Origin of the sequence: Bacillus sp. FSL R9-9530, from assembly GCF_038008145.1 — a bacterium.
Lineage (GTDB): Bacteria > Bacillota > Bacilli > Bacillales > Bacillaceae_G > Bacillus_A > Bacillus_A mycoides.
The window spans coordinates 3,439,701-3,458,606 of sequence record NZ_JBBOYO010000001.1; the positions used below are offsets into that span (position 1 = coordinate 3,439,701).

An 18,906-nucleotide genomic window follows, 5' to 3' on the forward strand; every position below is an offset into this window, starting at 1 on the left:
CATTTTCCAGAGGGGGGATTGACGGATGCTCAACAAAAAAAATAAATGGACACCGTCTTTATTTCGGAATTATAAAAATGCAGAACACGATGCGTGTGGAATCGTTTCCGTTATGGAAAAACGAAGAATTCCTACAAAAGAAAACATCGATCTTTGTATACAATCGCTAGTCAAAATGAATCATAGAGCTGGTTTCATTAATGGCGAAGGAGATGGTATCGGAATTCATATCGACATGCCAAAAGCACTTTGGAATGAAAAACTGAAAAGTAGCGGATATAATCCAACGATTGTGGATCATCCCCACTTTATCGTTGGACATTTTTTTCTAAACAAAAAAGAAAACATTGCTGAGTTAAAAGATTACATTCGTACGCAACTAAACAATGAAAGCTTTACAATTGTTCTCGAAAATGATGATGTAATAAACTCAGATGCACTCGGTCCTCTTGGTAAACAAGAAGAACCTTTATTTTGGCAAATTGCCCTTATCGCCGAAAGTGAAGTTAAAAATATTGAACAAACATTATTTTCTGTAACAATAAAAATCGAAGAAAATGAAGCAATTCATGTTGCCTCATTAAGTCATGAACATGTTGTATATAAAGTTCTCGGTGCTGGCGATACACTCGTTGCTTATTACAATGATTTACAACACCCACTTATCGCTTCAACTATGACACTAGGACATAATCGCTATTCTACTAATACGTTATCTAATTTTTTTCGTGTACAACCATTTAGCATTCTCGGGCATAATGGCGAAATTAACACGATTGCAAAATTACGCGATCAAGCTGAAATGATTAATGTACCACTTACTGCCGGGGGCAGTGATTCCCAAGATTTAAACCGCACCTTAGAAACCCTTCTCGTTCAGTATAACTACAGTTTATTTGAAGCAATGGATATATTATTTCCACCAATTATTAATGAAATAAAACTTTACGAAACAAACTTACAAAACTTATACACTTATATACGTGAGGCTTGGGGGCATTTCGCACAAGGTCCAGCTGGTATTATTTCACGTTATAAAGATGAAGCTGTTTTCAGTGTCGATTCCCTTGGATTACGCCCAGTTTGGAAAGTAGAGACAGAGAGCTCCTATATTTTCTCTTCTGAACCTGGAGTTGTATCACCAACTGAATATGTAGCAGAGCCGAAACCACTCGCTCCTGGAGAAAAAGTTGGATTAAAATGGAATCAACAAGATGAGCTCGTTCTCTATGAATACGACAATTATCAAATTGAAGTATATAACCGTTTTAAGAAACGAATCGATGTTACCAATTATCATGTAAACTTATCTATCCCTGAAACGAAAGAAACTGAGGGATTATGTGCTTCGGTTCAAGTTGAAACGAATCAATACGTCGCTTTTGGCTGGGATCGAGAACATATTCAGCTCCTTGAACAAATGGCGACAAAAGGCGTCGAACCAATTCGGTCACTTGGGCATGACTCACCACTTGCCGCACTTGATACAGATAGACGAAATATTGCTGATTTCATTAAGGAAAGTGTAGCCGTTGTTACAAATCCAGCAATCGATCGCGATCGAGAAGTTGAACACTTCTCCACACGTACTGTACTCGGAGAGCGTCCGGGTTTATTAGATAACTCTAAACAACCATTTGTAATCGAGATGCTTTCACCCATTATTTTAGAAGGGAATTTAGCTCAATCTATCGCGGCAGACTTACACACGATTACGTACGAACAACTTATACAGCTATTCATTACTCATAGCTCTGTCTCTACAATTTCTATTACATTTAGTCCATCAGAAACTCTACAAATCGCATTAAATCGAATTAGTTCCGAAGCGATAGCAGCCGTTAAAAATGGTGCTTCCCTACTATTATTAGATGACGCTAAATCTCATCAAAATGAACTGTTATGGATTGACCCACATTTAGTTACTGCTAAAGTACATCAAGCATTAACTGAAAATAAATTACGCCGGAAATGCTCTCTCGTTATACGTTCCGGTGCCCTTCGCTCCTTACACGATATCGTCACGCTATACGGATTAGGGGCAGATAGTATTAATCCATATTTATTGTTCGCAACGGTAAATGATGAAACAAAAGTACCAATTACTAATTTGTATACCGCACTTAATAAAGGACTAGAGAAAGTAATTTCAACGATTGGAATTCATGAATTACGCGGTTACGGTCGCCTCTTCTCCTCTATTGGATTACATGAGGAAGTCGCAAATATATTACAAATTACAAACTTCTGCGGTTCAAATAATTTAGCTTTTTCACTTGAATCACTTGCTGAAGATGCAAAAATTCGAGCTGAGGATTTTAACAATCCAAAAGTTAGAATGCGAAAATCATTTCATATATTCCCGCGGATTTGGAAAGCAATTGGTGATGTTGCAAAAGGAAACTCTTATGATGATTACCGCGACAAGTTAAGTGAATTAGAAGAAAACACTCCCATCGCAATCAGGCACCTTGTTCAAACAAAACAAGCACAGCATGTAGTTCCGACTGAAGAAGTGTCCATCGGCATTCACAATCATGATTTACCATTTATTATTAGTTCCATGTCATTTGGTTCTCAAAATGAAATTGCCTTTCGCGCGTATGCAGAAGCTGCCGATCAGCTAAATATGATTAGTTTGAACGGTGAAGGCGGCGAAATTAAAGATATGATTGGTAAGTACCCACATACACGCGGACAACAAGTTGCATCTGGCCGATTTGGAGTAAACGCCGAACTACTAAATTCATCAAATTTAATTGAAATTAAAATAGGTCAAGGAGCAAAGCCTGGTGAAGGTGGACATTTGCCTGGTTCAAAAGTGACTGCCAAAATTGCGGAAGCACGTAATGCTACAATTGGTTCGGATTTAATTTCACCTTCCAACAACCATGATATTTATTCAATTGAAGACTTGGCTCAAATGATTACAGAAATTAAAACGGCTAATCATCTTGCAAAAGTAGCTGTAAAAGTTCCTGTCGTTCCTAACATAGGAACAATTGCTGTCGGTATCGCAAAAGCTGGCGCTGACTTTATTAACATTAGTGGATTTGATGGCGGAACAGGTGCTGCGCGTATTCACGCATTGCAACATGTTGGTCTTCCTGTAGAGATTGGTGTTAAAGCTGCTCACAATGCGTTACTAGAAGCAAATATGAGACATAAAGTAGAGATTTGGGCAGATGGTGGTATTCGAAGTGTAAATGACGCCTTAAAAATCATGCTCCTCGGAGCAAACCGGATCGGATTTGGCACATTATCAATGATTGCAATTGGCTGTACAACTTGCCGTGGTTGTCATCTTGATACGTGCCACGTCGGAATTGCAACACAAATTGAATCTGAAGCTCAAGCGAAAGAACATGGACTGCGCCGTTTCGTTCCACGTGAATTAGAAAGCGCAGTTACAGGGCTATTAAGCCTATTCACTACTTTCGGTACAGAATTGAAACGTTTAACAGGGCAGCTTGGTTACACAAACTTACAAGATATTATCGGACGATCGGATTTATTAGAACAAACTCGAGGCAAGGACTTATTAGACTTACGTAATTTAATACAAACGATAGAAGATTCATCTGTGAAAATAACGGCATCTGTACAAGAAAAACAATTTGAAACAACAAATTCTCTCCAGTCAAAAGAATTAGTAAGCGTCGGCGTAGAGCAACGCGTAATGGGCGGTCTAGAATCCTGTTATCGTATTCGTAGCAAATTATATGAAAACACTCATCTTGAACCACTTACATTAAAGTATACAAACGGATCTGTTCCCGGAAACGGATTAGGCGCGTACAATAGCGAGAACTTATTTATACACGTAAATGGTGGCGCGCAAGATGGAATTGGAAAAACTTCATTTGGCGGTGGCATTTATATAACGAAAGCAAAAGGAACAGATGGAACATATTATAACGGTTCTGTCGGAAAAGGATTTGGATACGGTGCTCAAAAAGGTGCATTATACGTGCAAGGTAACGCTGATGCTCGTGCTGGCATTCGCCTTTCTGGAGCAGATATGATAATTGGAGGCAGAATTACAAAACCACTCCGCGAAAAAGAACAAGGAAATATCGGAGTATATTCTAATATAAAAGGATTTGCTTTTGAATATATGACAAATGGTCGCGCTCTTGTTTTAGGAGATCCTGGTCCATGGATTTGTGCCGGCATGACTGGTGGTGTTGTTTATTTACATCATGAGCCAAACTTAGGTTTAACAGAGCACGCTTTAAAAAGAAGAATTGCTAAAGGTGCAAATGTAACATTGCAGCCAATTAGTAAAAATGGTTTGCAAGATGTGAATGAATTATTATTAGACTACATTCGTGTATTAAATGAGCACGAACAATATGAAGAAGTCGCTTTGTTAACACCATTATTAGATGATATCCAGCTTCACTTCTATGAAATTATCCCGAAAAAAGAACAGGCGGATCCATCTATTTCAACTGAATGATATGTACAATATTTATTTTCATAAAAAAATTGACGAAGCGAGCATCGCATAGTAATCTAGAATAACAATTTGAAACCTGCTGAAATTCAGCAGGTTTTTTTATTAAAGAATAGATGTTTAAAGAGAATTTGGAGAAATTATAAATTGATTGTAATTTATTTATTAAACTTTTTAACGTCACTAAAATATCACTTGCTAACATATTGTAATGAATGTATAGTATCATGTTGTACATTCATTATGACAAGAGAAAGGATATCAATAAGGGTATGAAACTTGGTGCTCGCATTTTAAAAACGGGTATTGCCATTACATTAGCTTTATTTGCTTGTATTTTACTTCAATTACCGAGTCCTGTATTTGCGGGAATCTCAGCTATCTTTGCTGTTCAACCGTCTGTATACCGCTCGTATTTAACTGCTCTTGAGCAAATTCAAGCAAACGTAATTGGTGCTGTATTCGCTATCGTATTTGCTACTGCTTTTGGACATAATCCTTTTATTATTGGATTAACGTGTATATTAGTAATTGCTCTTACTTTACAATTACGCTTAGAAAAAACAATATCACTCGCTTTAGTAACAGTTATCGCCATTATGGAGTATCAAGGCGAAGATTTCTTTAATTTTGCCTTACTTCGATTCGCGACGATTATGATTGGAATTATTGCGGCTTCGCTTGTGAATTTAGTATTTATGCCGCCAAAATATGAAACAAAACTTTACCATCGCATCGTTGATAATACAGAGGAAATTGTTAAATGGATTCGTATGAACAGTAGGCAAGCTTCTGATTTTACAACGCTAAAAACCGATATTGATCGCATGAAAGAAAAAATGATTAAACTAAATCATTACTATTTGCTGTATAAAGAAGAAAGAAGCTATACGAAAAAAATACAATTCGCGAAAATTCGTAAGCTCGTTTTATTCAGACAAATGTTAGCGACAACAAGCCGCGCTTTAAGCACGTTAAAATCATTACATCGCACCGAAAATGAACTGCGCTATATGCCAGAAGAGTTTCAGGAATCTATTCAAAACGAACTTGATTCATTAACGCATTATCACGAACAAGTGTTATTAAAATTTATTGGTAAAGCAAAGAAACAACAATCCGTTGAGATGCTTGATGAAGTTGAAACCGGTAAACAAGAATTGATTGATATCTTTATGGATTATCAAAATAAAGACGATGAGGAAGCATATAAAATATGGTTACACCTCTTCCCTCTTATTTCTTCAATTATTAACTACAGTGAGGAAGTAGAGCATTTAGATTTACTTGTGGATAGCTTCTACACATACCATAAACCAGAAAGCGAACTCCAAATCGAAGATAAAAAAGAAGACGAATAAAAAACAGCTCCTTTTACGCTAAAGGAGCTGTTTCTGTTATATGCTGAAGTTGATATAGATTGTAATAAAATCCCCTCTTTTTCATTAACTCTTCATGAGAACCCTTTTCTTTTATTTCACCATCTTCAACATAAATAATTGTATCAACATGCGTAATCGTCGCTAATCGATGTGCAATAATAATTGTTGTCCGATCTGCAGCTAACGTTTGCAGTGCCTCTTGAATATATCGTTCATTTTCTAAATCTAAAGCGGAAGTTGCTTCATCTAATATAAGTAAAGACGGATTCTTTAGAAAAACCCGTGCGATTGCTACACGCTGTCTTTGTCCACCAGATAATTTCACACCACGTTCCCCAACGACAGTATCATAGCCCTCTGGCAACTCTGTAATAAAATTATGAATTTGTGCAGCTTTGGCAGCTGAAATCACTTCCGCCTCTGTAGCTTTCGGATTGCCATATAAAATATTAGCCCCGATTGTATCGCTAAATAATAAATTATCTTGTAGCACAATTCCAATATGACTACGTAAATTTCTCATATTATACTTTCTTACATCTATCCCGTCTATATAAACTGCACCTTCAGAAACATCGTAAAAACGCGGAATTAAACTAGCAAGAGATGACTTTCCTCCTCCGCTTGCCCCTACAAGCGCAACCTTCTCTCCCGGGCGCATAGTTAATGACAGATTATGCAATATTTCTTTTTCATCCGCATTATAACGAAAAGAAACATTATCAAATATAACTTCCCCATCTAGCCTTTTCGTTTGCACCGCATTTGGCACATTAACAATATCGTATTTTTCATCCAACAATTCAAACACTCGATCCATCGAGGCGAAAGACTGTGTTAATGTTGTAGATGAATTAACAAGGCGACGAAGCGGACTATATAAACTATCCATATATCCAACAAAAGCAACCATCGTACCCAGTGTTAACGACCCTTGAATTACCTCATATGCCGCAAAACCAATAACAAGTAACGGCCCTAAATCCGTTAACGTATTCACTACCGAAAACGTTCTCGCCGTCCAACTCGTATGAGTTAGTGCTTTCGTTAAAAATTCATTATTTCTCTTTTCAAACTGTCCTCTTTCATACTCTTCTAATGCAAAACTACGTGTCACTTGCATCCCTTGAATACGTTCATGTAAATACCCTTGCATAGTTGCTAGCGCTTGCGAGCGCTCTTTCGTCAATTTTCGAAGGCGCCCGAAAAAATATTTCACTGCAACTACATAAATAGGTAAGATTAATAAAGCAACAAAGGTTAATTTTATATTCATAGAAAACATAACGATAATGGCAATAACAATTGTTGCAGTATCTAACCAGACATTCATAAGACCAGTAATTACAAAGTCCTTCGTTTGTTCTACATCATGGATTACACGTGAAATAAGCTCCCCTGTTTTTGTGTTCGAATAATAACGTAAGCTTAATTTTTGCAAGTGCCCAAAAATGTATTTTCGTAAATCGTATAGTATTGTATTGGCAATGCGCTGCGCGAAATATTGACGATAATATTCTATCGGCGGTCTTACTACTGCAAAAATAAAAAAAGCAATCCCAATTGCGGTTATTAATTGAGACGTTTTTTCTTGAAGCGATCCCGTGCCTTGAATAACATCATCAATAATATACTTTAATAACCATGGCATAATAAGCGGGATACCGAACTTCACAAGACCAATAATAATTGTAATAGCAATAAGCCATCGATATGGTTTAACAAATTGTAAATATCTTTTTATACCTTGCACATAATCCCCCCTCTAATAGGACAAACCTGCCGGGAAATTCCCTGCAGGTTTGTTTTAATTTCTGTACATTAAATATCTTTCGTACCACATATCTACGAAATCCGGTGCGAATGGACCTTTTCTTTGATGAATCCACTGTGTTAAATGTGCTACATTTCGTTTTAAAATTGTATCAATAACAGGTGGATACTGCATGATTTGACTATGCTTTTCATACTCATCTTCATCCAAAAGTGTATATGTCATATCTGGGTACACTTTAATGTCTAAGTCGTAATCAATATACTTTAATGCTTCAGAGTCATATGCAAAAGGAGAACTTAAATTACAATAATAATATACTCCTTCTTCTCTCAGCATTCCAATTACATTAAACCAATAATTAGCATGGAAGTAACAAATCGCAGGTTCGCGAGTAACCCATGTTCGACCATCTGATTCCGTAACTACTGTACGATCATTTGCTCCGATCACAAGGCTCTGCGTCCCTTTTAAAATTGTTGTCTCTTCCCACATTCTATGAATGGAGCCATTATGTTTATAACTATGTATTTGTACCTTTTCTCCTTCTTTGGGAAATCCCATATATGCTCCCTTCTTTCAACCGCAAATGCTTTTCTTAAGTTGTCTTAACTACCCCTTGAACTGCATTCACTTTTTTTCTATTATAACTTTTTTGTCAAAATTTTAAAACTAAAGCGATAGGACACTTGTTTTCATGAGGAATATAATGAAGTTTGTATTATTGAATACCCCATCACTAACCCTTTTAACGAAGGAACATTTCCTATGAATTAGCAATACGTATTTTAGAAGATTAAACGAAGATATAACAAAAAGAAAAGCCCCCTCACCTCTGTTTAAGAAAGGACTTTTCACCTAAAATCAACAACATATCTCACCCTTAATTTGAAATTATTTTTTCGGTTTCAAAAGATTGAATCACATTATTCGTTTGCTGTTCAAATTTTTCATGCAAAAGTTTTAATGCTATTTCTGTTCTGTATATTTCTTGACGGATAAAATGCAATTCTTTTTTATCGCACGTATCCCTTCCACTCATTTCAATTTGCTGATACTTCTCTAAATGTGATTGTAACTTTAAAAGCTCATCCATCGTTTCCAACTGCTCTCCTACCAACTTATCAAAATCGTTCATCACTTACCCCCTTTTTAATTCATTCGCCATTTATAATTCCTATTACATATTTTCTAATCGTGAACTTCTTTCTCCTTTGACTATATTTGTTGACTTATTAGAAGTTATGTCGTTCCCTTTATTTTCATTACAGTGACACGCACACAAAGAAAACACTTCTCTCGAATTGGAGAAGTGTTTTTCTTTCATTACTCGTTTGAACTAGAAGATTGTGATTGTTTTGCAGCTGATTGTGCATTTTGTTTTTTCACTGCATGCACATCTGTTTCAGTTGCAAACTCTGTACCATAACTAGCATTTGCACTTTGAGCAGCAGAAGCTTGTGCTTTCTGTGCCTCTGATTGTGCGTTCGCTTGTTTTACTGCTTGTACATTCGTTTCAGTTGCAAACTCTGTACCATAGCTAGCATTTGTACTTTGAATGCTAGCACCAGAAGTTGCCTTATTATAACCTTGTTGTTTTTTACTCATCTTTCTCACCTCCACAATCAATAATGTAACCAATTCACTTAGAAGTTATCCCTAATTTTCTTTTTAAAAATTCACGTATATATCTCTTATCACTCATTCAAACTACATATGATGGAGGTGGGAATATGTATACTGGACGTGATATGACTGAGCTAACTATGATTTCCAAAAATGAATGGAAAGAGGATGAATTAGCTTATTTTCATCATTCATTTCAGCAAATTATGCCTTATCTAAATGTAGAGGGACAAACGATTTATAAAGAAGTTGTGAAAGAAATCGAGTCACGGGGCGGATTATAAACGCGTGGATTTTCAACCTCAAAATACAAATTTATTTTCAATATAAAAAAACGTGTTCCAAAGTTCTGGAACACGTTTTTTATTATTTATCCCGCTATTTGCCGGGCAGTAAGACCCCACCTCAAAATGCAGCGAAAGCAAAGAAGTTAGGTTGGGGTCGGGCTGCCCATAAAAGCCCGATTGGTGAGGGCTAATAATCAGTGGGGGATGAAGAAAACCCCCACTGATTAAAGTTTCACTTTACTGCATTGTAATTTTCTCAACACACTTTTCGTAAATTGTACGATGTGATTTCGAGAAAGGTAACTGTTCAAACGCTTCTTTCGATACAAACTTTAATGTATCCGTTTCGACAATATTACCTGTTACTTTTCCGTAAAATATGAAGATATCCCAAGTACGATGTGTAAAAGTATGTTGTACATTCATCGCGTATTCATCAATAGAAACAGAGAGATCAAAGCTCTCCTTCATATAATCCGTAAGCTGTTGTTTTTGATTACGAATACCTTCACTTAGTTCAATATTCGGGAACTCCCACATATTAGCCAGTAATCCCGTACTTGGGCGTTTATTAATTACGTAACGGCCATCTTCAGTTTGAAGTACTCCCGCAACGAGCGGTACCATTGTAGGTGCTTTCGCTTTACTCTTCACTGGTAGTTCTTTTTGAACACCTTCAGCATACCCTCTGCAATGTTCACGTACAGGACAAAGTAAACAAGATGGATTTTTCGGTATACAAATTAATGCCCCTAATTCCATCAAACCTTGGTTAAAATAAGATGGATTTTCTATAGAAATAATTTCACGCACAATCTCTTCAAAAACTTTTCTCGTTTTCGGTTTTGCAATATCATCCCACACTGATAAAATACGAGATAATACGCGCATAACATTTCCATCAACCGCTGGCTCTGGTATGCCATATGCAATACTTAAAATGGCACCTTTTGTATATGGTCCCACTCCTTTTAATTTTTCAATTTTCTTTACATCGCTCGGTACTGTCCCGCCGTATACTTCTTTTACCTCTTTTACTGCAGCATGTAAATTTCGTGCTCTAGAATAATAACCTAAGCCTTCCCATGCTTTTAATACTTCTTCATCATCGGCAGTTGCTAGCGCTTCAAGCGTAGGAAACTTCCCCATAAAATTTGCGTAATATGGTTTTACAGCCTCTACCCTTGTTTGCTGTAACATAATTTCTGAAACCCAAACACGGTATGGATCTTTATTTTTTCGCCACGGTAAATCACGTTGTTCTTTTTCAAACCAACCAATTAAATCATTTTGAAACTGTTCTATGTTAAACTCATTTAATATTTCAAGTGTCAAACTTGATCCCCCTCATTTTTTTGCATATACGTACTATTATAAAGATTTTAGGAAAAAATTTAAGTAAGATGACATAGGAAATAGAAGGCAAAGGACTTGAGGTATCGAATAAAAAGAGTTACATTAATAAAAAACGGAGGTGGATTTCTATGGACACAGCCACTCACCTTGTTATGGGCGTTACTCTAGGCAGTTTGGCCACATTAGATCCAGCTATAGCACAAAGTGATATTGGGCCACAAGCAGTGATGCTTGCAACAATTGCCGGTTCCAATATTCCTGACATCGATACAGTTTTAAAATTGCGTAATAACGCTAAATATATAAGAAATCATCGCGGGATTACTCATTCCATCCCTGCAGTGATCCTTTGGTCACTCCTTATAAGTGGCATCTCTTTCGCCTTCTTTTCAGACGCTCCCTATCTGCATCTACTACTTTGGTCATTTATTGCCGTCTTTCTTCATGTCTTTGTGGATATTTTCAATGCCTATGGTACACAGGCATTAAGGCCCTTCACAAAAAAATGGGTAGCGCTCGGCATAATTAATACGTTTGATACTGTCATTTTCTTTATCCATATACTTGCTATCGCCTGTATGCTTGTCGGAGCACATAAAGGCTATACTGCTTTAGCAGCGTATATATTAATGTTTGTTTACTATATCGGCCGCATTATGATGCATCGAAATATTAAAAGTGTAGTATACAAACGTTTCAAAAATGTAGAGAAAGTAATTATTTCTCCTTCTTACAAATTTTATCATTATCATTTAGCCGTCGTTACAACTGAACATTACTACGTCGCAAGATGGCACCGCGGTAACATCCTTGTATACGATAAATTCGATCGCGTACTGTTCCCGAATACCGCCATTATGCAAGCCGCTGTGCGAGATGAAAATATATCTGCTTTCTTATCTTTCTCGCCTGTATATCGCTGGGATATTTTCGATTATGATAACTATTATGAAGTTCGATTTATTGATTTGCGGTATCGAAGTAAAGATTATTATCCATTCGTCGCAATCGTTCAGCTCGATCAAAATTTAAATATTATTAGTTCATATACAGGATGGATTTTCAGCGAAGAGAAACTTCGAAAGAAACTGGAATTGCTTCCACATTAAAAAAAGCGACCTACGTCGCTTTTTTTAATGTTTCAAATGATCTTCTTGATTGATTAAATGGCTATACTTCGGATTATTTGTACGCATTTCATGAAGGCGCCCTCCATGATTATTAACCCATGTTCGTACCACTTGTTCAGTCATTTCCTCACCTTGGTAACGACCTGATTTAGCATAAGTTGTTCGGAAGTCTTCCCACAATAATTCAACCCATGCACGAGCTTGTGCGTAAGAAAGGTTGTCATTTTTATCTAATAATTCTTTCGTTAATGTTTCATAAATATCATTCATGTTCTATTCTCCTTTTACCTATTTATTCCCTTAATTTCTAAAGGATAGTTTCTTCTATTTTGCACATTCTATAAGTGATACTTCTTAAAGGGGTATCGACTGATAGTGAGGGGGCGTTCTTAATGGGTAGACAAGCCGAATTTTGGTCTGAGTCAAAAAACAACAGCAAAATCGACGGTCAACCGAAAGCGAAATCACGCTTCGCTTCGAAACGACCTAACGGCACAATTAACACGCACCCACAAGAGCGTATGCGTGCTGCAAATCAGCAGGAAGAGTAGTACAAATTAAATTCCTACACGAGGTGATAAAGATGAGCTACCGTGACCATTTAGATCGTCGTTCTGAATTATTTAACCATACGTGGACTCGTCCAAAACATGCGAAAGCGCAAGTTAATGGACAGACGCAACAAACCCAGTCTCTCATTATACTGGCAAACGAATGTAAAAAACGCCAATTTTAGAATCTCCTATCTCCTTTAACGCCTACCAAAGATGAAAACCAGAGAGATATTCACTCTCTGGTTTTTATTTTTCCTGCAGCAAGGAAATTGGTATTCCAATCTCTTCATTATCATTTTGCTTATATCCCCAAGCAAATACCCCATTGAAATACGTAATTTTAAATACCACACCAGGTTCTTCTACTAATTCATATGTCTCACCAATATGGAATTTATTTATATCTATCATATAAGCACGAGCCATAGCCATTTTTCTCATTAATACATCGAATTCATTTACAATTCCAAGTTGCTCAGCCTTTACTGCTTGCTCCTTCAAAACCCCAATTTCTTCCCTTAACTCATGTGGTGTCATTTCACTGTAGCGTTTTGGCGTACCCATCTTATTTCCTCATCCCTCTTCACGTTTCATTTGTAAAAATATATCTATCTCATCAATAGAGAATCCTTTTCGATATAACGCTTGCTTCACCTTATTTTCGAATGTCCAACCATCATACTTCTTATATTTCTCATAATACTTATTCCCATGATAGTGTAACGCTTCTTGTTGCTGTTCGTCATCTTTTTCGTCTTTCAATTCTTCCAAGCAAATTTGAATCACATCTCTAGAATATCCTTTACGAACAAGCATTTCATCTAACTTTAGCTTCATTTGTAAAAATGAATGCTTTTGATAAGATTTTTTCTTCTTTTCTATAAGAAACAAAGCATTCTCCATTTGCTTCTCCTTTGGATACTCTTGTAAACTATGTGTAATGATTAAATCCTGAACACCTTTACTTAATAGCCCTCTCCTAATAACAGTTGGACCTTTTTGATTCACATTACTTTGCGTTCGCACGTATGAAATAGCGTACTCTTTATCATTAATATATCGATCATGTAATAATTTCGAAACGACTTCAGAGATGATGGCCTGTCCCACTTCTTTTTTTCGTAAGAAATCTTCTATTTCTTGTTTTGTTCTCATTTGATAGGATAAATAGGAAATCGCTTGTAAATATGCTTTTTGTACCTCTTCATTGTACAAAATATTCCCTAACGCTACTTCATCAATTTCTAAGCCTTTTTGTAACCCATGTTTCATTAAGATTGATTGATTCACACTAAACCCGTACTCTTCGCCTTGACCTTTATCAATATAAATATTAAATCGTTCTTTCGATCGTTTTTGCACTTCTATTTTTGTAATGACAGTCATACTCTCACCTCTCTATTATTTTAACATAGTCAAGGAACGTTTTTTCTTTTCAAGAATATATATAATGAGGAGGAAATAATTGTGAAAATCGCAATTTCTGGTGGCTCTGGCTTTATAGGCAAATCCCTTTCTAGTTTTTTTATTCAAAAGGGATTTACTGTTTACATTCTTACTCGAAAAAAAATTGCTGAAACTTCACAAACTAACCTTCAATACGTACAGTGGACACCGGATTTACAGACCTTCCCTCTCTCCTCTATCGATGTAGTTATTAATCTAGCTGGAGAATCTATTAATAGTAGATGGACAAAAAAACAAAAAGAATCAATTTTAAACAGTAGAATTCAAACAACAAAAGGACTCATTAAACAATTACAAACTCTTGAAACAAAGCCACACACATTTATTAATGCAAGTGCCATTGGATACTATGGGACATCTGAAACCGAATCTTTTACAGAACAGCAAGAGACTCCAGGAGATGACTTTTTAGCAAACACAGTATATTTGTGGGAGCAAGAAGCATCTAAAGCCCGCTCCATTGGAATAAGAACTGTCTACACAAGATTTGGAGTCGTATTGGGCGCAGATGGAGGAGCTCTTCCCAAAATGCTACTTCCCTATCAATTATATATCGGCGGTACACTTGGATTTGGAAACCAATGGTTATCATGGATTCATATAGACGATGTCGTTCGCATGATTGATTTCATCATTCACAAAAAAGAAATTGACGGACCTTTTAATATTACAGCGCCAACGCCAATACGGATGAAAGAGTTCGGTGAAATTATTGCCACTATAACTAGGCGACCTCATTGGCTACCTGTTCCTTCATTTGTACTTCGCGCTTTACTCGGTGAGATGAGTATACTTGTATTAGAAGGGCAACATGTATTACCCAATAAAGCTATTAAACATGGATATCAATACACATTTCCAACAGTTAACCATGCATTACAAAATATCCTCTTGCATACAATGTAGTACTTTTAAAATACAGTTTTACGGGTAGTCTATCTCCTCCAAGACTTCTTACTTTTTAAACACCGGAGCATTACTACACGAAAAACCTTTCAGTTACTTTGTCTAAACCTATTCTACACATTACAAGGTGACGGAAATGAGGTCTCTATGAAAATATTGCTCAAACAAGCCATTGTATATCCTATTACATCCCAAAAGTTTCAAGGAGATGTACTCGTTATAGGAGAACGCATTGCCGCGGTCAAACCTCATATTGATACTACTCAGGATATGACCGTTATAGATGCACGAGCTCTTCATCTCTTGCCTGGATTTATTGATGTTCATACTCACCTTGGCCTCTACGATGAAGGTACTGGTTGGGCTGGTAATGATGCAAATGAAACATCCGAAGTTTCAACACCACATATCCGTTCTTTAGACGGGATTCATCCTTTTGATATTGCATTTCAAGACGCTGTACAAAATGGTGTTACGACTGTTCACGTGATGCCCGGAAGCCAAAACATTATCGGCGGTACTACTTGCGTAATAAAAACTGCTGGAACTTGTATTGATCATATGATTATTCAGGAACCTGCTGGTTTAAAAATTGCCTTTGGAGAAAATCCTAAAAAGTTCCATAGCAACGGTACAAAAGAATCAATAACACGTATGGGAATTATGGGGTTACTTCGTGAATCATTCTATGACGCACAACACTACGGGCATGAAGCTGATTTTCGAATGCTACCTATTTTAAAAGCACTCCGCCGAGAAATACCGGTACGTATCCACGCTCACCGCGCAGATGATATCACTTCAGCCTTACGCTTTGCGACAGAATTCAATCTTGATTTACGTATTGAACATTGTACAGAAGGACACTTTATTGTTGAAGAGCTTTCGAAACACAATTTAAAAGTTTCAGTTGGACCTACTCTTACGCGACGTTCGAAAATCGAACTTAAAAACAAAACGTGGGATACTTATCATATTTTATCGAAAAATGGAGTAGAAGTTTCTATTACAACCGACCACCCTTATACACCCATTCAATATTTAAATGTTTGCGCTGCCATTGCAGTAAGAGAAGGATTAGATGAGAAAACAGCGTTGGAAGGAATCACTATTTTCCCAGCTCGAAATTTACGTTTGGAGGATAGAATTGGAAGCATTGATGTTGGAAAAGATGCTGACCTCGTGTTATGGACACATCATCCTTTCCATTATTTAGCCAAGCCTGTACTCACTATGATTGACGGAAAAATAATTTACAAAAAAAATAAAAAAAACTAGTTTATTTTTTTGACTAGATACAGTATTATACGATTATAAACTGAATGAAACCATAATCAATTTGTGTCGTGATTATCATTTTCAAATTGATGAATGGGGAAGGCAAATGGTGCGCCACCAGCGTTAGAAACTGGTTCTAGTGGGTTCGATTCCCACCCCGAAATTTTTTAAAGATTGATATAAAAATTTCGAGGGTGGGTGCTTTTTCGTCATGCTACCCTCGTGTGAGGAGGAGTTAGTGTGTTGAAAAAACGCGACTTACACGACAGCCACGTTCTATACGAATTAATGGTGGATCCTGCTGTCTTCCCTTTTGTGCGTCAAAAGGCCTATTCTTATGAAGAATATTTATTTTTAACGAAACAAACAATCGAAGCCGAAGAGCGTGGAGAATTAATCTCACGCACAATTTTAGATGAATGGGGTAACCCCATCGGCACAATTACTTTATTTGATGTGCAAGAAAAAGCTGGATTCCTCGGAACTTGGCTTGGCAAACCATATCATGGTAAAGGATATAATAAATTGGCGAAAGATTCATTTTTTAGCGAACTTTTCTATGAATTAGATATTGAAACGATTTTTATGCGTATTCGTAAAATAAATATTCGGTCTATTAAAGCTGCCGAAAAACTACAATATGTAAATCTAGCAAACGAAACAAGAAAAGCCGTTTATGATGAAATTAACGCGCATGAAGAAGTATATAATTTATATGAAATTCCAAAAGATCAGTATACACTTGCAACAATGCGAGATACAACATTCCAAGAAGCACACCAATTAAAAGAAGCGTAATCTAAAAATTCAGAAATGATAATTAATCATTACTAGTTTGACATATATGTATATCACCCCATGTCTTTGGAAACGATAGATAGTGACTTTAGGACACGAGGTGATTTGTAATGGATAAAAGGAAACGTGATAAAGCAAAAAACACATTATCTAGTACACAAGAAGTTCTCTATCAGCGAGAATTTCGAAAAGCAGATCGTGCAGCGGGCTATCGCTCAAAAAGTATTTAAAGTGAAACTGAATAATTAGAAGGTTTCCCCCCTAATTATTCAGTTTCATTACATAAGATTTTCCAATGAATTAGTAAAAAAGGTTCCTTATTTATAAGGAACCTTTTTTGTGGACAACCTTATCCACAAAAAACGTAGAATTGTGCATAAATTACAAAAGTATTTTACGAATTCATTTATTTAAATGAATTCGTAACGTGAGAATTGTGGATAATTTTCTAAAAATTGTGGATTATGTGGATATAGCTGTTAATATTCCGATTTTACTGTCCAATGAAGGCGTAATCCCTTGTGGATAAAGTGAAACTTTAATCAGTCGGAGTTTTGTTTATCCCCACTGATTATTAGCCCTCACCAATCGGGCTTTTGCGGGATAAGTTAATAATTCACGTTTATTTTTTTACAACAATAAAAAAAACCCTCTTTAAATGCTTAAAAGAGGGTTTCATATTAAGTAAAAGATTCGGCAAGAACTGGTGATTTAATAGGTATATGATTCGGCTCTGCATGATTTTCTGCCAAAATTGTATCCACAATATGACCAGCTGGCTCAGGACGATAAATACTTTTCATTGCTTCTTTCATCTGAAGAAGCTTCATATCATCTTGTAATAACGCCTCTGTTTTTGCAAAAACTTCACTATCATCACGAATTACAACTGCAGCCCCTTTTTTTTCAAAATACAACGCATTTTCATTCTCTTGTCCTGGGACAGGTTTATATAAAATGACGGGTACTTGTAATGCTGCTGCTTCGCTTAATGTAATACCACCTGGCTTCGTAATCATACAAGAAGTAACACGGAACAATTCATCAATGTTTTCAACATAACCAAATACTTTTAAAGCATCAGAACTTTGTTCCTGTAGTTCCATTAAATCCTGCTTTAAAGCTTCGTTTTTCCCACAAACGACAACTACTTGTAATTTTGGTACTGACATAAATGACTGGCATAGCTCTTTTACACTCCCTAGCACACCATGAGCACCTGCTACAATTAGTAACATCTTTTTATCCTTACATAACTGATATTTATTATATATAATTGCTGGATTTATCTTTAGCTCAAAACTGCTACGAATCGGAATCCCTGTTTCAACAATTTGTTCTGCAGGTACACCGATATCAACCATCACTTTTTTCACATGATCGGTTGCTACAAAATAACGATCTACTTCTCGATGGATCCATATTTTATGCACGCAAAAATCCGTTAATACGTTATAAACAGGAATAGAAATACCTATTTGCTTTTTCAATTCTGGTACAGCGATGATTGGAAAGGTATTAATAACAATATCCGGTTTCTCCACCTGTAATAGCGTCTTCAAACGCTTTCTCCCAAAATTCGCATACCAAGATGCTATTTTTTTATCATAAATTTTCTCTACACCATAATAAAACAAACGATATAATTCTTTTCCTACCGTATAGCTTTTTAAATATAAATATTTTGTAATATCGGTTATAACTGGATGTGATTCTCCAAACAAGTCGCATACAATTACATCTTCGATTCCTTTTTGGCGAAATGTTTGTTCTAATGTTTTTGCCACTTGCACATGACCGTTACCGTAATGTGCAGTTAATATTAAAACCTTGGGGTTTTTTATCAAACAAATCCACTCCTAGCTTTTTGTTTCTCCATATTGCATATA

Annotated in this window: 19 protein-coding genes; 10 read left to right on the forward strand and 9 right to left on the reverse strand. The window is 36.3% G+C overall.

Translation table 11 applies throughout. The annotated features are described in order from the left end of the window. The first annotated feature begins 25 nt into the window (after window positions 1–25). Complete coding sequence (locus tag MKX66_RS17285) at window positions 26–4,462, forward strand: glutamate synthase-related protein (RefSeq protein WP_341086800.1); 4,437 nt, start codon at window positions 26–28, stop codon at window positions 4,460–4,462. Window positions 4,463–4,731: 269 nt separating this feature from the next. Continuing rightward, window positions 4,732–5,820, forward strand: coding sequence for an aromatic acid exporter family protein (locus MKX66_RS17290; protein ID WP_002063696.1), 1,089 nt, complete (start codon window positions 4,732–4,734; stop codon window positions 5,818–5,820). 13 nt (window positions 5,821–5,833) lie between these two features. On the opposite strand, the gene MKX66_RS17295 is transcribed toward MKX66_RS17290, so the two are convergent. The 4 genes from MKX66_RS17295 to MKX66_RS17310 form a co-directional block, all read right to left on the reverse strand. Further along, window positions 5,834–7,594 carry an ABC transporter ATP-binding protein gene (locus MKX66_RS17295; protein WP_002091119.1) on the reverse strand — a complete coding sequence of 587 codons (1,761 nt, stop codon included), beginning with the start codon at window positions 7,592–7,594 and terminating at the stop codon, window positions 5,834–5,836. Between the two features lie 54 nt (window positions 7,595–7,648). Continuing rightward, window positions 7,649–8,179: a nucleoside tri-diphosphate phosphatase gene (ntdP, locus tag MKX66_RS17300; RefSeq protein WP_000506630.1), complete on the reverse strand. Its 531-nt coding sequence runs from the start codon at window positions 8,177–8,179 to the stop codon at window positions 7,649–7,651. A 319-nt stretch (window positions 8,180–8,498) separates the two neighbouring features. Further along, on the reverse strand, window positions 8,499–8,753 hold the full coding sequence (locus MKX66_RS17305) for a YgaB family protein (RefSeq protein ID WP_002010338.1): 255 nt from the start codon (window positions 8,751–8,753) through the stop codon (window positions 8,499–8,501). A 188-nt stretch (window positions 8,754–8,941) separates the two neighbouring features. Then, window positions 8,942–9,223, reverse strand: a complete 282-nt coding sequence (locus MKX66_RS17310) for a gamma-type small acid-soluble spore protein (protein ID WP_002125062.1) — start codon at window positions 9,221–9,223, stop codon at window positions 8,942–8,944. Between the two features lie 125 nt (window positions 9,224–9,348). Here MKX66_RS17310 and MKX66_RS17315 point away from each other — a divergent pair, with 125 nt between their 5' ends. Further along, window positions 9,349–9,525 carry a hypothetical protein gene (locus MKX66_RS17315; RefSeq protein ID WP_002091123.1) on the forward strand — a complete coding sequence of 59 codons (177 nt, stop codon included), beginning with the start codon at window positions 9,349–9,351 and terminating at the stop codon, window positions 9,523–9,525. Between the two features lie 240 nt (window positions 9,526–9,765). Here MKX66_RS17315 and mutY read toward each other — a convergent pair whose 3' ends face one another. Beyond that, entirely contained in the window at window positions 9,766–10,863 is a 1,098-nt protein-coding gene (gene mutY / locus MKX66_RS17320) for an A/G-specific adenine glycosylase (protein WP_002091125.1), read from the reverse strand. A 149-nt stretch (window positions 10,864–11,012) separates the two neighbouring features. On the opposite strand from mutY, the gene MKX66_RS17325 reads away from it, so the two are divergent. Then, the gene (locus MKX66_RS17325; protein WP_002029634.1) at window positions 11,013–11,993 is read left to right on the forward strand and encodes a metal-dependent hydrolase; all 981 of its coding nucleotides are present in this window, start codon (window positions 11,013–11,015) and stop codon (window positions 11,991–11,993) included. Between the two features lie 24 nt (window positions 11,994–12,017). On the opposite strand, the gene MKX66_RS17330 is transcribed toward MKX66_RS17325, so the two are convergent. Continuing rightward, entirely contained in the window at window positions 12,018–12,284 is a 267-nt protein-coding gene (locus tag MKX66_RS17330) for a YfhJ family protein (RefSeq protein WP_002010328.1), read from the reverse strand. Window positions 12,285–12,406: 122 nt separating this feature from the next. Here MKX66_RS17330 and MKX66_RS17335 point away from each other — a divergent pair, with 122 nt between their 5' ends. Then, on the forward strand, window positions 12,407–12,565 hold the full coding sequence (locus MKX66_RS17335) for a small, acid-soluble spore protein K (protein WP_002010326.1): 159 nt from the start codon (window positions 12,407–12,409) through the stop codon (window positions 12,563–12,565). 32 nt (window positions 12,566–12,597) lie between these two features. Next, window positions 12,598–12,750 carry a YpzG family protein gene (locus MKX66_RS17340; RefSeq protein WP_002010325.1) on the forward strand — a complete coding sequence of 51 codons (153 nt, stop codon included), beginning with the start codon at window positions 12,598–12,600 and terminating at the stop codon, window positions 12,748–12,750. Between the two features lie 64 nt (window positions 12,751–12,814). Here MKX66_RS17340 and MKX66_RS17345 read toward each other — a convergent pair whose 3' ends face one another. Both MKX66_RS17345 and recX read right to left on the reverse strand, forming a co-directional pair. Further along, window positions 12,815–13,132, reverse strand: a complete 318-nt coding sequence (locus tag MKX66_RS17345; protein WP_002029631.1) for a YfhH family protein — start codon at window positions 13,130–13,132, stop codon at window positions 12,815–12,817. A gap of 9 nt (window positions 13,133–13,141) precedes the next feature. Further along, window positions 13,142–13,954 (reverse strand): recombination regulator RecX, encoded by an 813-nt coding sequence (gene recX / locus MKX66_RS17350; RefSeq protein ID WP_002029629.1) that lies wholly within the window; start codon window positions 13,952–13,954, stop codon window positions 13,142–13,144. A gap of 81 nt (window positions 13,955–14,035) precedes the next feature. On the opposite strand from recX, the gene MKX66_RS17355 reads away from it, so the two are divergent. The 4 genes from MKX66_RS17355 (at window position 14,036) to MKX66_RS17370 (ending at window position 17,247) form a co-directional block, all read left to right on the forward strand. Continuing rightward, window positions 14,036–14,941: a TIGR01777 family oxidoreductase gene (locus tag MKX66_RS17355; RefSeq protein ID WP_341086802.1), complete on the forward strand. Its 906-nt coding sequence runs from the start codon at window positions 14,036–14,038 to the stop codon at window positions 14,939–14,941. A 147-nt stretch (window positions 14,942–15,088) separates the two neighbouring features. Next, window positions 15,089–16,219 (forward strand): amidohydrolase, encoded by a 1,131-nt coding sequence (locus MKX66_RS17360; protein WP_002010318.1) that lies wholly within the window; start codon window positions 15,089–15,091, stop codon window positions 16,217–16,219. Window positions 16,220–16,459: 240 nt separating this feature from the next. Next, window positions 16,460–17,017, forward strand: a complete 558-nt coding sequence (locus MKX66_RS17365; protein WP_002091129.1) for a GNAT family N-acetyltransferase — start codon at window positions 16,460–16,462, stop codon at window positions 17,015–17,017. Window positions 17,018–17,127: 110 nt separating this feature from the next. Then, complete coding sequence (locus MKX66_RS17370; protein WP_002029627.1) at window positions 17,128–17,247, forward strand: YfhE family protein; 120 nt, start codon at window positions 17,128–17,130, stop codon at window positions 17,245–17,247. A gap of 450 nt (window positions 17,248–17,697) precedes the next feature. Here the strand turns inward: MKX66_RS17370 and MKX66_RS17375 are convergent, their stop codons facing one another. Further along, window positions 17,698–18,864, reverse strand: coding sequence for a diglucosyl diacylglycerol synthase (locus tag MKX66_RS17375; protein WP_341086805.1), 1,167 nt, complete (start codon window positions 18,862–18,864; stop codon window positions 17,698–17,700). Window positions 18,865–18,906 lie beyond the last annotated feature (42 nt).

Bases quoted from the DNA above. Each gene is read 5' to 3' on its own strand.
- MKX66_RS17285 (WP_341086800.1), top strand. From the start codon at position 26: ATGCTCAACAAAAAAAATAAATGGACACCGTCTTTATTTCGGAATTAT.
- MKX66_RS17290 (WP_002063696.1), top strand. From the start codon at position 4,732: ATGAAACTTGGTGCTCGCATTTTAAAAACGGGTATTGCCATTACATTA.
- ntdP (WP_000506630.1), bottom strand. From the start codon at position 8,179: ATGGGATTTCCCAAAGAAGGAGAAAAGGTACAAATACATAGTTATAAA.
- MKX66_RS17305 (WP_002010338.1), bottom strand. From the start codon at position 8,753: ATGAACGATTTTGATAAGTTGGTAGGAGAGCAGTTGGAAACGATGGAT.
- MKX66_RS17310 (WP_002125062.1), bottom strand. From the start codon at position 9,223: ATGAGTAAAAAACAACAAGGTTATAATAAGGCAACTTCTGGTGCTAGC.
- MKX66_RS17315 (WP_002091123.1), top strand. From the start codon at position 9,349: ATGTATACTGGACGTGATATGACTGAGCTAACTATGATTTCCAAAAAT.
- MKX66_RS17325 (WP_002029634.1), top strand. From the start codon at position 11,013: ATGGACACAGCCACTCACCTTGTTATGGGCGTTACTCTAGGCAGTTTG.
- MKX66_RS17330 (WP_002010328.1), bottom strand. From the start codon at position 12,284: ATGAATGATATTTATGAAACATTAACGAAAGAATTATTAGATAAAAAT.
- MKX66_RS17335 (WP_002010326.1), top strand. From the start codon at position 12,407: ATGGGTAGACAAGCCGAATTTTGGTCTGAGTCAAAAAACAACAGCAAA.
- MKX66_RS17340 (WP_002010325.1), top strand. From the start codon at position 12,598: ATGAGCTACCGTGACCATTTAGATCGTCGTTCTGAATTATTTAACCAT.
- MKX66_RS17345 (WP_002029631.1), bottom strand. From the start codon at position 13,132: ATGGGTACGCCAAAACGCTACAGTGAAATGACACCACATGAGTTAAGG.
- recX (WP_002029629.1), bottom strand. From the start codon at position 13,954: ATGACTGTCATTACAAAAATAGAAGTGCAAAAACGATCGAAAGAACGA.
- MKX66_RS17360 (WP_002010318.1), top strand. From the start codon at position 15,089: ATGAAAATATTGCTCAAACAAGCCATTGTATATCCTATTACATCCCAA.
- MKX66_RS17370 (WP_002029627.1), top strand. From the start codon at position 17,128: ATGGATAAAAGGAAACGTGATAAAGCAAAAAACACATTATCTAGTACA.